Annotated in this window: 12 protein-coding genes; 10 read left to right on the forward strand and 2 right to left on the reverse strand. The window is 72.8% G+C overall.

What is annotated here, in order from left to right; genetic code table 11:
* Positions 1-134 precede the first annotated feature (134 nt).
* The 5 genes from alaS to ACSMXW_RS16920 all read left to right on the forward strand — a co-directional run bounded on the left by alaS (position 135) and on the right by ACSMXW_RS16920 (position 5,944).
* Positions 135-2,756 (forward strand): alanine--tRNA ligase, encoded by a 2,622-nt coding sequence (alaS, locus tag ACSMXW_RS16900; RefSeq protein ID WP_485807420.1) that lies wholly within the window; start codon positions 135-137, stop codon positions 2,754-2,756.
* Positions 2,757-2,882: 126 nt separating this feature from the next.
* Positions 2,883-3,053: a hypothetical protein gene (locus ACSMXW_RS16905; RefSeq protein WP_485807421.1), complete on the forward strand. Its 171-nt coding sequence runs from the start codon at positions 2,883-2,885 to the stop codon at positions 3,051-3,053.
* Between the two features lie 288 nt (positions 3,054-3,341).
* Positions 3,342-3,635 carry a Dabb family protein gene (locus ACSMXW_RS16910; protein ID WP_485807422.1) on the forward strand — a complete coding sequence of 98 codons (294 nt, stop codon included), beginning with the start codon at positions 3,342-3,344 and terminating at the stop codon, positions 3,633-3,635.
* 225 nt (positions 3,636-3,860) lie between these two features.
* On the forward strand, positions 3,861-4,829 hold the full coding sequence (locus tag ACSMXW_RS16915; RefSeq protein WP_485807423.1) for an RNA polymerase sigma factor SigF: 969 nt from the start codon (positions 3,861-3,863) through the stop codon (positions 4,827-4,829).
* Between the two features lie 254 nt (positions 4,830-5,083).
* The gene (locus ACSMXW_RS16920) at positions 5,084-5,944 is read left to right on the forward strand and encodes an RNA polymerase sigma factor SigF (RefSeq protein WP_485807424.1); all 861 of its coding nucleotides are present in this window, start codon (positions 5,084-5,086) and stop codon (positions 5,942-5,944) included.
* A 192-nt stretch (positions 5,945-6,136) separates the two neighbouring features.
* Here the strand turns inward: ACSMXW_RS16920 and ACSMXW_RS16925 are convergent, their stop codons facing one another.
* Positions 6,137-6,349 (reverse strand): hypothetical protein, encoded by a 213-nt coding sequence (locus tag ACSMXW_RS16925; protein ID WP_485807425.1) that lies wholly within the window; start codon positions 6,347-6,349, stop codon positions 6,137-6,139.
* Positions 6,350-6,539: 190 nt separating this feature from the next.
* Here ACSMXW_RS16925 and ACSMXW_RS16930 point away from each other — a divergent pair, with 190 nt between their 5' ends.
* The 4 genes from ACSMXW_RS16930 to ACSMXW_RS16945 all read left to right on the forward strand — a co-directional run bounded on the left by ACSMXW_RS16930 (position 6,540) and on the right by ACSMXW_RS16945 (position 11,604).
* Positions 6,540-7,022, forward strand: coding sequence for a MarR family winged helix-turn-helix transcriptional regulator (locus tag ACSMXW_RS16930; protein WP_485808094.1), 483 nt, complete (start codon positions 6,540-6,542; stop codon positions 7,020-7,022).
* Positions 7,023-7,158: 136 nt separating this feature from the next.
* The gene (locus ACSMXW_RS16935) at positions 7,159-9,663 is read left to right on the forward strand and encodes an MFS transporter (RefSeq protein WP_485808096.1); all 2,505 of its coding nucleotides are present in this window, start codon (positions 7,159-7,161) and stop codon (positions 9,661-9,663) included.
* A 563-nt stretch (positions 9,664-10,226) separates the two neighbouring features.
* Positions 10,227-11,123 carry a YceI family protein gene (locus ACSMXW_RS16940; protein WP_485807426.1) on the forward strand — a complete coding sequence of 299 codons (897 nt, stop codon included), beginning with the start codon at positions 10,227-10,229 and terminating at the stop codon, positions 11,121-11,123.
* 10 nt (positions 11,124-11,133) lie between these two features.
* Positions 11,134-11,604 carry a PPOX class F420-dependent oxidoreductase gene (locus ACSMXW_RS16945; RefSeq protein WP_485807427.1) on the forward strand — a complete coding sequence of 157 codons (471 nt, stop codon included), beginning with the start codon at positions 11,134-11,136 and terminating at the stop codon, positions 11,602-11,604.
* A 447-nt stretch (positions 11,605-12,051) separates the two neighbouring features.
* On the opposite strand, the gene ACSMXW_RS16950 is transcribed toward ACSMXW_RS16945, so the two are convergent.
* On the reverse strand, positions 12,052-12,840 hold the full coding sequence (locus tag ACSMXW_RS16950) for a TetR/AcrR family transcriptional regulator (protein WP_485807428.1): 789 nt from the start codon (positions 12,838-12,840) through the stop codon (positions 12,052-12,054).
* A 621-nt stretch (positions 12,841-13,461) separates the two neighbouring features.
* Between ACSMXW_RS16950 and ACSMXW_RS16955 the strand changes: the two genes are divergently transcribed.
* Positions 13,462-14,382 (forward strand): endonuclease/exonuclease/phosphatase family protein, encoded by a 921-nt coding sequence (locus ACSMXW_RS16955; protein WP_485807430.1) that lies wholly within the window; start codon positions 13,462-13,464, stop codon positions 14,380-14,382.
* Positions 14,383-14,727: the final 345 nt, after the last annotated feature.

A 14,727-nucleotide genomic window follows, 5' to 3' on the forward strand; every position in this document is an offset into this window, starting at 1 on the left:
CGGCCCCTCGCGCCCCGGCCGTGACCCCCGGTGCCCGGCGCCCGGAAATTGCCGGGCGGGGGCCCGTGGGTGGGAATTGAGCTGCGGGACCTTTCCGGAACCGGGCCTCGAAAGGGGTGCTTTCCGTGCCCTCCATGGACAGTGAGCAGATCAGGGAACGCTTCCTGCGCTTCTTCGAACGGCACCACCACACCCGTATCGAGGGCGCGTCGATCGTGCCGGGGAACGACCCGACGCTGCTGTTCGTCAACTCCGGCATGGCGCCGCTGAAGAAGTACTTCACCGGCGAGAGCGCCCCGCCCGCCACCGACCTCTGCAACGTCCAGGGGTGCGTCCGCACCAAGGACATCGACGACGTCGGCGACCGGCACCACATCACGTTCTTCGAGATGCTGGGCAGCTGGTCCATCGGCGGCTACTTCAAGGAGCGCGCCGTCGAGCTGGCCTTCGAACTGCTCACCGGCGACCTGGAGCTCGCGCAGGACCGGCTCTACGTCACCGTCTTCGCGGGTGACGCAGGCCTCGGGCTGCCCCCGGACGAGGAGTCCGCCGCGGCCTGGGAGCGGGTCGGTGTGCCGCGGGAGAGGATCGTCGCGCTGCCCGCCGAGGACAACTTCTGGGGCCCCGCCGGCGACAGCGGCCCCTGCGGTCCGTCCACCGAGGTGTTCCTGGACACCGGCGACACGTTCGGGCCCGCGTACGTGCCCGGCGGCCCGTTCGACACCAGCCGGCGGTACATCGAGATCTGGAACGCCGGGGTGTTCATGCAGTTCGACAAGGGGCCGGGCGGCGTGCTGCGGCCGCTGCCGCAGCACAGCGTGGACACCGGCTCCGGCCTGGAACGGCTCCAGCTCGCGCTGAACGGCCTGGACAGCGTCCACGACACCGACCTGCTGGCCCCGGTCGTCACCGCCGTCCAGGAGAGCCTGGGCGAGCGCGGCGCCGTGCAGCACCACCACCGCGTGATCGCCGACCACATGCGCGCGGCCGTCGCCATCCTCGCCGAGGGCGTCAGGCCCGGCAACGAGGGCCGTGGTCACATCCCGCGCCGGCTCGTCCGCAAGTGCACGACCCTGGCCCTCAGCCGGGGCCACGAGCGCTTCGCGCCCGAGCCGGTCATCGACGCCGTGGTCGGCCGGATGGCCGTCCACTACCCGCACTGGGCCGCCCGGCACGCCGAGATCGCCGCCGCCGCGGCCCGGGAGTGCGACGAGTTCCAGGGCACCGTGCGGCGCGGTCTGGAGCACCTCGACGGCGTCCTCGACCGGTACGACGAGATCCCCGGCGACGAGGCCTTCCGGCTCTTCGCCACCTATGGCCTGCCCGTCGAGATCACCGGCGAGATCGCCGCGGCCCGCGGCGTGCTGGTGGACCGCGCCGGCTTCGACGCCGCCCTGGAGCGGCACCGCGCCCTCAGCCGCGGCGGCCCCGCCGAGCCCGGCGCCGCCCGCCGCACCCGCCCCGGCGACGTCCTGCCCGGCACGCTCTCCGGCACCCCCCGCACCACGTTCCTCGGCTACGACACGCTGGAGGCCGAGGGCCGCGTCCTCGCACTGCTCAGCGGCGGCGTCCCCGTGGAGCGGGCGGCCGAGGGCGCCGAGGTCGACCTGATCACCGACCGCAGCCCGTACTACGCCGAGGGCGGCGGCCAGGTCGGCGACCGCGGCGCCGTCACCGCGGCCGGCGGCCAGGCCGAGGTCACGGACACCGTGGCGCACGAGAGCGGGCGCCTCCTGCACCGCGCCGTGGTCACCGCAGGCGAACTGCACCGCGGCGACACCGTGCACCTCGCCGTGGACGCCGGCGCACGCGCCATGACCGCCGCGAACCACACCGCCACCCACCTGCTGAACGCCGCGCTGCGCGAGGTGCTCGGCGGGCATGTCCGGCAGGCGGGATCGCTGGTCGAGCCCGCGCGGCTGCGCTTCGACTTCACCCACCCCCGGCCCGTCACCAAGCAGGAGCTGGCCCGCGTCGAACGCCTCGTCAACGAGTGGGTGCTCGCCGACGCCCCCCGCCACGTCGAGTCGATGCCCCCGGCCGACGCGCTCGCCGCCGGCGCCCTCTCGCTGCCCGTCGAGGAGTACGCCGACGAGGTGCGGGTGCTGTCGTTCGGGGGCTTCTCCAAGGAGCTGTGCGGCGGCACGCACGTCGAGCGCACCTCCCGGATCGGCTCGTTCCGCATCGTGTCGGAGCAGAGCGTGGCGGCCGGGGTGCGGCGGATCGTCGCCGTCACCCGGGAGCGGGCCGTGGAGCTGACGCTGGAACAGTCCACGATGCTCGCCGAGGCCGCCGGCGTGCTGCGCACCGCGCCCCAGGACCTGCTGCCCGCGCTCGAACGGCTGGCCCGCCAGGCCCGCTCCGCCGCGCCCGCGCCCGGCGCCGCCACCGTCGGCCGGCGCTGGGACGCCGTCCTGGACGGTGCCGAGGTGACCCTCGCCGAGGCCGCCGGCGCACCGGCCGGACTGCGCGGTCAGGCCCGGCGGCTGTCCGGGGAGGGCCGGGTCGCGGTGCTCTGGCTGACCGGCGGCGAACGGACGAACGTCGTCGTCAGCGTCCCCGACCGCTACCGGCGGCGCCTCCACGCGGCCCGGCTGCTGGCCCGGATCACGGACCGCTTCGGCGGCGCGGGCGGCGGCAACCCCCGTGTCGCCCAGGGCGCCCTGCCGACGGCCCCGGACCCCGGGGCCCTGCGGGAGGTGGTCGCCGTGGCGCTGGGGGAGCCGGGGGAGCCGGGGGAGAGCGGCACGGGGTGACCCCCACCGCCCCCGCCGGCGCAGCCGGAGGCGCCGCGCGTCCTCGTCCGGCATGGTCAGCCGGGTTACACTCACCGCCGGCACCAGGGGACCCACGCGACACCGCAGGCAGGGGAGGCCACAGCCGTGCAGCCGAAGAAGATCGCGCTCTACGTAGTGATCGTCTTCGTGCTCTATCTGATCATCACGGACCCGGCCAAGGCTGCCGACTATGTCCAGATAGGGTTCGAGGGCATATCGAGCGCGGCCAAGTCCATAGGCGACTTCATGACCTGGGTCATCAACGGCGCGCACTGACTCCGCGCGGCTCCCGTGTCCCCGGCGCCCGCGTCCCGCCGCAAGCGTTCCTCCACCCGCGTACCGCCACGGCCCTTCGGCGCACGCGCCCCGCGCCACGCCCCGGGGCCCCGCCGGCCCACCGCATGGCACCGCGCGCCCCGAACGCGCCACGCCGCGCCCCCGAACGCACCGCGCCCCCCCACCGCGCCCCGGACCGCGCCGGGGCCCAGCCGCCCCGCCGCCCCCGCACCGCACCCGCACCCGCACCCGCACCGCCGTCCGTCCCCCGACCGCGAAGGAGTCCCCGTGATCCGCCATCTGGTCCTCTTCAAGCTCAACCAAGGCGTCAAGCGTGACGATCCCCGGGTCGTCGAGGGGTACCGCGCCTTCAAGGAGCTCGGCGACCGCGTCCCGGAGCTGACATCCTGGGAGTGCGCATGGAACATCTCCGAGCGGCCGATCGCCTACGACTTCGCCATCAACGCCGCCGTCGAGGACGCCGACGCGCTGCGCCGCTATCTGGCCCACCCCGACCACCAGGCGGGCGTCGCACTGTGGCGGGAGTTCTCCACGTGGGTGATCGCCGACTACGAGTTCTGAGCGGCCCGCGACAGGAGCCCCTCACCTTGGCGGTGAGGGGCTCACCCGCTCTCCGGTGGCCTCAACTCGCCTTCAACACGGCATTATGCGGTGCTTGCACACAGTGCACATGTCTTGTGATGCTATGACCGCTTTTGCTAGCCGAGGTGAACGATTCCCCCTGTGCCGCCCCCCAGTCCGCGGCCAGCCGAGCCGTCGTACGAAAGGGAAGGGGTGGCCTTGTCCGTGCCGGCCAGTACCGCGCCCCAGGCCCCGACCCGTCACGATCCACCGGCGCACCCGTCCGCCCCCTCGCCGCACACGTCCACCCCCGCCGCGCACCCGGCCACCCCGCCCGGCACCGCGGACACGCCCGGCAGTCCCGCCCCGCCCGGCACCCCCGGCGTGCCGGGCAGCCCGCCCCCGCCCGAGGCCCCCGCACAGCCGAACACCCGGGGCGCCGACACCCGTGCCCTGACCCAGGTGCTCTTCGGCCGGCTGAAGGGCCTCACCCCGGGCACCGCGGAGCACGGCCGGGTGCGCGGCGCGCTCATCGAGGCCAACCTCCCGCTGGTCCGCTACGCCGCCGCCCGCTTCCGCAGCCGCAACGAGCCCATGGAGGACGTCGTCCAGGTCGGCACCATCGGCCTGATCAACGCGATCGACCGGTTCGACCCGGACCGCGGCGTGCAGTTCCCGACCTTCGCGATGCCCACCGTGATCGGCGAGATCAAGCGGTACTTCCGCGACAACGTGCGCACCGTCCACGTACCGCGCCGGCTGCACGAGTTGTGGGTGCAGGTGAACGGCGCGACGGAGGACCTGACCACCGCCTACGGCAGGTCGCCCACCACCGCCGAGATCGCCGAGCGGCTGCGCATCACCGAGGAGGAGGTGCTGGCCTGCATCGAGGCGGGCCGCTCCTACCACGCCACCTCCCTGGAGGCGGCCCAGGAGGGCGACGGGCTACCCGGGCTGCTGGACCGGCTCGGCTACGAGGACCCGGCGCTGGACGGCGTCGAGCACCGCGACCTCGTCCGCCACCTGCTCGTACAACTGCCCGAGCGCGAGCAGCGGATCCTGCTGCTGCGCTACTACAACAACCTGACGCAGTCCCAGATCAGCGCCGAACTCGGCGTCTCCCAGATGCATGTGTCGCGGCTGCTGGCCCGCAGCTTCGCCCGGCTGAGATCCGCAAACAGAATCGACGCATAGCTGAAAAGAGTGGACCGAATCCCGGCTCTTTCACGACAGCGTCACCGGGCATTTCCGCCTGTACCCCTTCTTTCCCGTACAGACCCAATGCCGTGTTGTCGACAAGTCACTACAGCGTGTTGCCGACATGTGACATTCTGCTGGAAGCGCGTTTGCCGGGGCTCAGCATCCGGTATTCAGGTGGAGGCTGTGCTTCTCGGCGTTCCCTCGACGAGAGCGGCCGCAGTGACCGTCCGCGACCTCAAGGGGGTGGCATGTCCGTAGATCAGGGCAGCTCGAAGGTGCTCACGCTCGACGTGAGTGAGCCCGCGCCCGCACCGGTACCCGTACCCGACGCGTTCCCGCACCCGGAGACCATCGACACCCGGACCCTGTCCCGCTCCCTCTTCCTGCGGCTCGCCGCGCTGGACGAGCACAGCCCGGAGCGCGCGTACGTACGGGACACGCTGATCGAGCTGAACCTCCCACTCGTCCGGTACGCGGCCGCCCGCTTCCGCAGCCGGAACGAACCGATGGAGGACATCGTCCAGGTCGGCACCATCGGCCTGATCAAGGCGATCGACCGTTTCGACTGCGAACGGGGCGTGGAGTTCCCGACGTTCGCGATGCCCACCGTCGTCGGCGAGATCAAGCGCTTCTTCCGGGACACGTCCTGGTCGGTCCGGGTGCCGCGCCGCCTCCAGGAGCTCCGCCTCGCCCTCACCAAGGCCAGCGACGAGCTGTCCCAGCGCCTCGACCGCTCCCCGACCGTGCCCGAACTCGCCTCCGCGCTCGGGGTGTCGGAGGAGGACGTGGTCGACGGCCTCGCGGTGGGCAACGCCTACACGGCCTCGTCCCTGGACTCCCCCGCCCCGGAGGACGACGGCGGCGAGGGCTCGCTCGCGGACCGCCTCGGGTACGAGGACAGCGCCCTGGAGGGCGTCGAGTACCGGGAGTCCCTGAAGCCGCTGCTGGCCAAGCTGCCGCCGCGCGAGCGCCGGATCATCATGCTGCGCTTCTTCGCGAACATGACGCAGTCCCAGATCGGCGAGGAGGTCGGCATCTCCCAGATGCACGTCTCCCGGCTGCTCACCCGCACCCTGGCCCAGCTCAGGGACGGCCTCACCTCGGACTGACCGCCCGGCGGCCGACCCCCGGGCCGGCCTTCGCACCGCACAGCCACCGAACCGCCCTCCGCGCACGCGGAGGGCGGTTTCGCATGCCCGGGCGGACCCGGGGTACCGGACCCGGGTCAGCGGACCACTCCATCCGGCGGGCCGGAGCAGCCCCGAGAGACCGGGCCCATGGGGACAGTGCGACCAGTGCGACTAGGAGAGCGCCAGCCAGGCGACCGCGGCCACCACCACGATCACGGCGATGACGCCGACGATCACGCCGACGCGCGGTCCGCCCTGGGCGCTCGCCGTCTGCGGCCGGCGCTGCGGCGCTCCGTCGTCGACGAAGGCGCGGAACATCTGGGTGCTGCCCGCGGGGTCGTGATTGCCCTCGGGGCCCTGCGGGGCTTGGGGGTTGTGTGCCATGGGCCGAGACCCTAGCGAATCACGGCAGCTCCCCCAAGGGTCACCCCCGCACCCCTGAGTCAGATATTTGCCATCGCATACATATCGCTTTGCCAAGGCTTGAATCCTGTGAGAATCCTATCATTTGCCTGCGGCAACCAAATAACGTACAGTTGCCTTGAGCAACAAAGACCGGGGCCCGGGAGGTGTGATGGCGGCACGCCACCAGTACGAGGAGCTGGCCAGGCAGCTCAGCGCGATCGGCGCGGTGAAGCGCGGACTCGCCAGGATCCTCCCCCCGGAGTGCCCGACGGGTTCCGCCGGTGTCCTCACCCTGCTGGACCGGTACGGCCCCATGCGCATGAGCAGGCTCGCGGAGCTGCTCGCCGTGGACATGTCCGTGACCAGCCGTCATGTGGCGCACGTGGCGCAGCGCGGCTGGATCGACCGGTCCCCCGACCCCGTCGACCGCCGCTCCAGGATCCTCACACTCACGGACGCCGGCCGGGCCAAGCTCGCCGAGCTCTCCGAGTCCTATGTCCGCGCCCTCGCCGGCTACCTGGCCGACTGGTCGGACGACGAGGTCGACCAGCTCAACACCCAGCTGGCCCGGCTGCGCGACAGCTTCGACGACTCACGCTCGGCCGCGGCCCGCCGCGCGCACCCGCCGGAGGCGACGGTCACGCCCCAGTGACCCCGGCGGACGTGCGCACCCTCCCCCCACCGAACGCATGACCACGTAGGAGATAGGGACATCCATGGCAACGACCACACCGACCGGTGTGCGGGGCAGCCATGCCAAGCACGGCCCCGCCCCCGCGGGCGCGCCGATGACACACCGGCAGATCATGGAGGCGCTCTCCGGCCTGCTGCTCGGCATGTTCGTCGCGATCCTGTCGTCGACGATCGTCTCCAACGCCCTCCCGCACATCATCTCCGACCTGGGCGGCGGGCAGAGCGCCTACACCTGGGTCGTCACCGCGGCGCTGCTGTCGATGACGGCGACGACCCCGCTCTGGGGCAAGCTCGCCGACCTGTTCTCCAAGAAGATCCTGGTCCAGTCCGCCCTGGTGATCTATGTCACCGGCTCCGTGGTGGCCGGTCTGTCGCAGAACCCGGGCATGCTGATCGCCTGCCGTGTGGTGCAGGGCATCGGCGTCGGCGGCCTGTCCGCGCTGGCGCAGATCGTGATGGCCGCGATGATCTCGCCCCGGGAGCGGGGCCGCTACAGCGGCTACCTGGGCGCCACGTTCGCCGTCGCCACCGTCGGCGGCCCGCTGCTCGGCGGTGTGATCACCGACACCAGCTGGCTCGGCTGGCGCTGGTGCTTCTACGTCGGGGTGCCTTTCGCCGTCATCGCCCTGCTGGTGCTCCAGAAGACGCTGAAGCTGCCGGTGGTCAGGCGTGAGGTCAAGGTCGACTGGGGCGGCGCGTTCTTCATCACCGCCGCGGTCTGCCTGCTGCTGGTCTGGGTGACCTTCGCGGGCAACAAGTACGACTGGCTGTCCTGGCAGACGTACGCCATGGTGGGCGGCTCGATCCTGCTGGGCCTGGTCTTCCTCCTGATCGAGAGCAGGGCCAGGCAGCCGATCATCCCGCTACGCCTGTTCCGCAACCCGACCATCTCGCTGGCGTCCGTCGCCTCACTCTTCGTCGGTGTCGCGATGTTCTCGGGCACCGTCTACTTCAGCCAGTACTTCCAGCTCGCGCGGGGCAAGACGCCCACCATGTCCGGCGTGCTCACCATCCCGATGATCGGCGGCCTGTTCATCGCCTCCACCCTCTCGGGACAGGTGATCACCAGGACGGGACGCTGGAAGATCTGGCTGGTCAGCGGCACCATCCTGCTCACCGCGGGCCTCGGCCTGCTGGGCGGCATGCGGTACGACACCCCGTACTGGCACCTGGCGATCTACATGGCCCTGATGGGTCTGGGCATCGGTATGACCATGCAGAATCTGGTGCTGTGCACCCAGAACCAGGTGGCGCCCGCCGACCTGGGCGCCGCCAGCTCCACCGTGACGTTCTTCCGCTCACTGGGCGGTGCGATGGGCGTCTCGGCGCTGGGTGCGGTCATGTCGAACCGCATCACCGACTACGTCAGGGACGGCCTCGCCGTCCTCGGGCCCCAGGCGGCCCGGATGACCGCGGGCGGCTCGGACAGTACCGCCATCCCCGACCTGAGCAAGCTGCCGGCCCCCGTGCGCACCGTCGTGGAGAGCGCGTACGGTCATGGCATAGCCGACCTCTTCCTGACGGCGGCACCGCTGGCCGGAGTCGCCTTCCTGGTCACCCTGTTCATCAAGGAGGTCCCTTTGCGCACCAACGCCGGTATCGCACAGGAGCAGTCCGCAGCGGCCGAGCAGACCGAGGCCGCACCGGCGGCAGCGGCCGCTGAGGCCGCGGAGGAGCGCCCCGAACTCCCCAAGCGTGAGCGCGTGCCGAGCTGGGCCGGGGGCGCCCCCGGTCGAGCGGAGTCGAGGCTGGGGGAAGGTCCGGACGACACGTACGGCACCCAGCGGCTCCAGGCGGCCGCGTCCAGCGCCCCCGCGGGCGGCACCGCCGCCGGAGCGGGCGGCGGCATCCCCGTGCAGGGCTTCGTCCGCGGCGCCGAGGGGCTGCCGGTGGCCCGGGCCGCGGTGACCCTCATCTCACTCGCCGGGCGGCAGCTCAGCCGGTCCATGGCCCACCTCGACGGCGGCTACACCGTCGACGCGCCCGGCGCCGGCTCCTACGTCCTGATCGCCTCCGCGGACGGCTACCAGCCGCAGGCGTCCACGGTCGTCGTCGGCGAGACCCCCGTCTCGTTCGACATCCTGCTCAGCGGCACCAGCGGCCTCACCGGCACGGTCCGCTCCGCGGACGGCGGCCCCGTCGCGAACGCCGTGGTCATCGTCACCGACGTACGCGGCGACGTGCTGGCCACCGGGGCCACCGGCGCGCAGGGTGAGTTCGGCTTCACCGAGCTGGTGCCGGGCTATGTGACGGTCGCCGTGAACGCCGAGGGGTTCCGGCCGCAGGCCCTGCCCGTGGAGATAGGCGGCGCGGGGATGACCCGCGCCGACGTGGTCCTCTCCTCCGGCGCACGGGTGCGCGGCACGGTGCGCGGCGCGGGCGGGCCGCTCTCCGATGCGCGGGTCACGCTTGTGGACGCGGCGGGGAACGTGGTGGCGACGGCGACGACCGGGGACGACGGGGCGTATGGCTTCGCCGATCTGGACGAAGGGGAGTACACCGTGATCGCCACGGGGTATCCGCCGGTGGCCACCGGCGTCTGGGTCAGCGGCCGCGGTGTGGAAAACCACGACGTCGAACTCACCCACCCCACTGACTAGCTCCCCCGGGGCCTACGGCACCCCGGTCCCCTCGTTGTGGGCGGGGGCGGAGGCGGCCCTCTTCCCCGTCCCGGGTGGGTTGGGGCGGAGGCGGCCCGCCCCCTTCCCCGCCTGCCCCTGGCGGGGCGGACCGGCATCGTACGGGCGCCGGGCGCCGTGGGCTGTGGCCCCTGGCACTGGGGGCCTGGGAGGTACCCCCCGCTCTGCGGAACGACTGCCCACAGCGGTGGGAACGAGGTGGGAAGGTGCGGTCCCACCGGGCCGCAGTCGCCGACGAGACGTGAGGGGACGTGGGGGGATGTCCGCCCTGGGGGTACCTCCCAGGCCTTAAGGCACTGGGGGAGTCCGGCGCCACGACCAGAGAACCATCCAGTGTGCGGAAGGCGCCGGACCGAGGAGGGATTTCCCCCCGCGGCCCCGCCCCACAACGAAACAGCAGGCGCCCCCCACCGGGACCGCCACCCGACAACGAGACAGCAGGCCCCCACGAGCCCGCCACGAAAGACGAGCCGGCCCCAAGAGCCGGTAGCAGTAGGAACGACCCCGAAGGAGAACCACACACCATGGCGTTGAGCGCGCGGGTCCGCACCCGGGACGGCTGGGGCGTGTCACACGCGGTCGTCACCGTCACCGACATGACCGGCACCCAGATCCTCCGTGCCGAAGCCGACGACGACGGCACCATCCACGACGACACCCCCCTGGCCCCCGGCCCCTACACCGTCATCATCACAGCCCTCGGCTACACCCCCACCGCCTCCACCGCCATCGTCTCCGCCGCAGGCCGAGCCGAGATCGGCCAGGTCACCCTGGCCCGCCAGGGCGGCTCCGAACTCCCGCCACCCGGCATCTGGACCATCGACCCGGCCCACTCCTCCGTGGCCGCGGTCGCCCAGCACCTGGGCATCTCCAGCGTCCACGGCCGCTTCACCGACTTCAGCGGCCGCATCGAGATCGCCAAGTACAGCGAGGGCGTGACCCCGACCGCCGCCAACCCGGCGCACGCCGCGAACCCCGCGAGCCACGCGAGCCACGCGGAGACCATCGAGAACTCCCGCGTGGAGGCGGTCATCAAGGCCGCATCCATCGACACCGGCAACAGCATGCGCGACGGCCACCTCCGCTCCGCCGACTTCCTGGACGTGGAGCGCCACCCGGAGATCACCTACCGCTCCACGGGCCTCTCCCCCGCCGGCGCGGACCGCTGGACGGTCCACGGCGAACTCGGCCTGCACGGCGTGGTACGCCCCGTGGACCTGGACCTCAGCTACCTGGGCACGGGCCCCGATCCGTGGGGCGGCGTCCGCGCCGCGTTCCGGGCCACCGCGGAGCTGCGCCGCGAGGACTTCGCCATCAATTACAACCAGGTCGTCCAGGCGGGCATAGCCGCCATCGGCACGACGCTCAGGGTCGAGCTGAACATCCAGGCGGTCCAGGGCGAGAACCTGCCAGAGGCGTAGGCTTCCGGCCATGGCACGGAACATCGCAACGAACACCCCCGTCAACCGGGCGGAGCTGCTGGACTTCCTCCGCCCCCGGCACCACGCCGTCCTGATCACCCGGCGCGCCGACGGCGCACCACAGGCCTCGCCGCTGACCTGTGGTGTCGACGACGCGGGCCGGATCGTCGTCTCGACGTATCCGGAGCGGGCGAAGACCCGCAATGCCAAGCGGGACGCACGCGTCAGCGTGCTGGTGCTCAGCGACGACTGGAACGGGCCCTGGGTCCAGGTGGACGGCACCGCGGAGGTCCTGGACGTCCCCGAGTCCGTCGAGCCCCTGGTCGAGTACTACCGGAACATCGCGGGCGAGCACCCCGACTGGGACGAGTACCGCGAGGCCATGCGCAAGCAGGGCAAGTCCCTGATCCGCATCACCCCGGAGCGCTGGGGCCCCGTGGCGACGGGCGGCTTCCCGGCCCGCCTGGCCGAGGACGCCTGAGCGCCGACCGACGCCTCCGGAGGAAGCAGCGACACTCCGTCAGCCCCACCTGACGGAGCAGCCTCCCTCTCCCGCCCCCGGGAGCAACCACCGCGGGCAAACCGACGCACCCGGAGCAACCACCGCGACAGAACGAGCGCACCCGGCGCACCCAGCCCCACCACCGCGCCCGAACCAGCGCACCGACCACCACACCCAGACCGGCGCACCAGCCCCACACACCGAGACCGGCGCACCGGCACCTCACGCCGAGACCGGCGCACCAGCCCCACACACGGAGACCAGCGCACCGGCACCTCACGCCGAGACCGGCGCACCAGCCCCACACACGGAGACCAGCGCACCGGCACCTCACGCCGAGACCGGCGCACCAGCGCCACGCACCGAGAACCGGCCCGCGCCCGCCCCGCAGGCGAACCCGGCGCACCCACCCGCCGAAGCCGCCCCCTACCCCCGCTCCACCATCGCCTCGATCCCCGCGATCAGCACCCGGAGCGCGAACGCGAACTCCCCCTCCCGGGTCTCCTCCACCGCCCCCTCCCCGCGCGCCCCCACCAGCTCCGCCGACTCCCGCATCGAGCCCGCCACCTCGGGCGTCGCCGCTATGGAGTTCATCGCCTCGTGGACGTACTCGTCCTGGGTCATCCCGGCCTCGGCGCACCGCTGGATGAAGTGTCCCTCGATGGTTCCGAAGCCGTAGACGAACTGGAAGATCGCGGAGATCGCCCCGGCCTGCCCGTGCGGGGGCAGGCCGGTGCCGCGGATGACGCGCCGGACGGCGCTGGAGAGTTCGAGGGAGTTGGGGCCGATGTTGAGGAACCGGCCGGCGAGCGGGGAGAGCCAGGGGTGGCGCACCAGCAGGGCGCGGTACTCGGTGGCGAGCATGCGCACCTGCTCGCGCCAGTCGCCCGGGTCGGTGTCCGACGGCAGGCTCAGCTCGCCGAACACCGCGTCCAGGGCGAGTTCGAGCAGGTCGTCCTTGGTGTCCACGTACCAGTAGACGGACATGGCGGTGACGTTGAGCTCCGCGGCGAGCCGGCGCATGGAGAACCGGGCGAGCCCCTCGGCGTCCAGCAGCCGGACGGTGGCTTCCGTGATGCGGTCCCGGTCGAGGCCGCTCGGCTGGTCGGACGACCGGCGGCCGGCACCACCGCGGGGGGCGCCGCGGCGGGCTCTGACGTCCAGCCAGACGCTGGCCCGCGGCGGACGGTTCGTCCGGTCGGCTGCCCTCACCATGGCTACCCCTTCGATGCGCCGTACGCCTCGTCCGCACCGGTGAAACCCGGTCCGCCTCTCTCGATGCTATGCGCGCCAAAGGCCGGTTCCGTTACCGGGCGTCGGCGCCGCTTCCCCGAAAGGGCCTGGTGGGCAGGGTCGACGACCGGAGATACGCCGTCGGAACGCCGTAGGGTACGTACCCTCATACCGTCAGGTATGCACCAGCATCGCCCGTTTCGGCAACACCACCGCGAGGAGCCCGCCGAGCGGTAACGGCAACCACTCCGCGCGAACTGACTGGCGGGCAGCACCGCGGGCTTCTGCGCGGTACGGGAGGGCGGTTCCCGCACCGTGGGTATGGCGTCGTACGGTGTACCACTTGATTTCAGACGGTAGCGTTCTCCGCGCACCAGGCTGCCGGGGTGAGTGGCGGCTGCCGGAGCACGCGAGCGGCGGGTGCCGGAGCACAGGCGGCAGGCGCCGGGCACGAGCAGCGGGTGCCGGCGCGTTCGCGGCAGGTACGAGCGCACGGGCGGCGGGCGGGAACGACGGCCGGAGCCTGTGCGGCGGAGCGGAGAAGCGTAACCGAGGCCCGAGGGGCGGGGTCCGAGGATCCCGCCGCGGGCGGATGGGGGTCGTATGTCACGGCGTCGGCGGAGTGTGCGGTGGCTGGTCACGGCCGGTGCGGTGCTGGGGGTGCTGGGCGGCTGGCCTGGGCCGGCGGGGGCGGCGCCGGGCGGCGGCGCGGCGGCGGACGCCGGTGCGGCGGTCGGCGGCGCGGTGCCGCTGCGGGTCGCCTCGTACAACATCCACGCGGGCGCGGGGATGGACAACGTCTTCGACCTCGACCGCACGGCCGCCGAGCTGCGTGCGCTGCGTGCGGACGTCATCGGCCTCGAGGAGGTCGACGTGCACTGGGACGCGCGCAGCGAGTGGCGCGACCTGGCGACCGAGCTGGCGCGGCGGACGCACATGCACGTGTACTTCGCGCCCATCTACGACGAGGATCCGGCCACCGAGGGCGCGCCGCGCCGCCAGTACGGGGTGGCCGTGCTCTCCAGGTACGCGTTCCGCTCGGCGGAGAACCACGAGATCACGCGGCTCTCCACGCAGGACCCGAACCCGGTGCCCGCGCCGGCGCCGGGCTTTCCGGAGGTCGTGGTGAAGGTGCGGGGCCTGCCGGTGCACGTGTACGTCACGCATCTGGACTACCGCGCGGATCCGGTCGTGCGGGTGGCGCAGGTCGCGGACACCCGGCGGATCATGGCAGAGGACTGCGGGCCCTTGGGGCGCTGCCCGCGGCAGATTCTCGTCGGCGACTTCAACGCGACGCCCGACGCGGCCGAGCTCGCGCCGCTCTGGCGGGACCTGCGGGACGCCGGGCCCGATGCGACGGCCGGGGCCGCGGGGTACACGTATCCGGCCGACGAGCCGGAGAAGCGGATCGACTTCGTGACCGGGTCGCGGGCGGCCATGACGGTGCGGAAGGTGTCGGTGCCCGGGACGGTGGCCTCGGACCACCGTCCAGTGGTTGCGGACGTCTCGCTGCGGCGGGGGTAGGGCGCCCCGGTTCCGGCGGGCTGCCGGGCGGGCTGCCGCTGTGCGCGGCGGCGGGTTTCCGGCGGGGCCGGTGGCCCGGAGCGGCAGGGGCGGCCCCCTGAGGTTCGGGCCACCCGCGCCCTTCGTCGTGGCTGGTCGCGCAGTTCCCCGCGCCCCTTCACACGGGGCTGCGCCCCGCCAAGGCGCGCGGGTGCGCGCGGCTGCGCGTGCAGCGCGTGCCGGTGGCCCAAAGCGGCACGGGCAGCCCCCTGGGGCCCGGGCCACCCGCGGCCTTCGTCGTGGCTGGTCGCGCAGTTCCCCGCGCCCCTTCACACGGGGCTGCGCCCCGCCCCTTCATGCGGGGCC

The organism is Streptomyces sp. DSM 116793 (assembly GCF_057320905.1).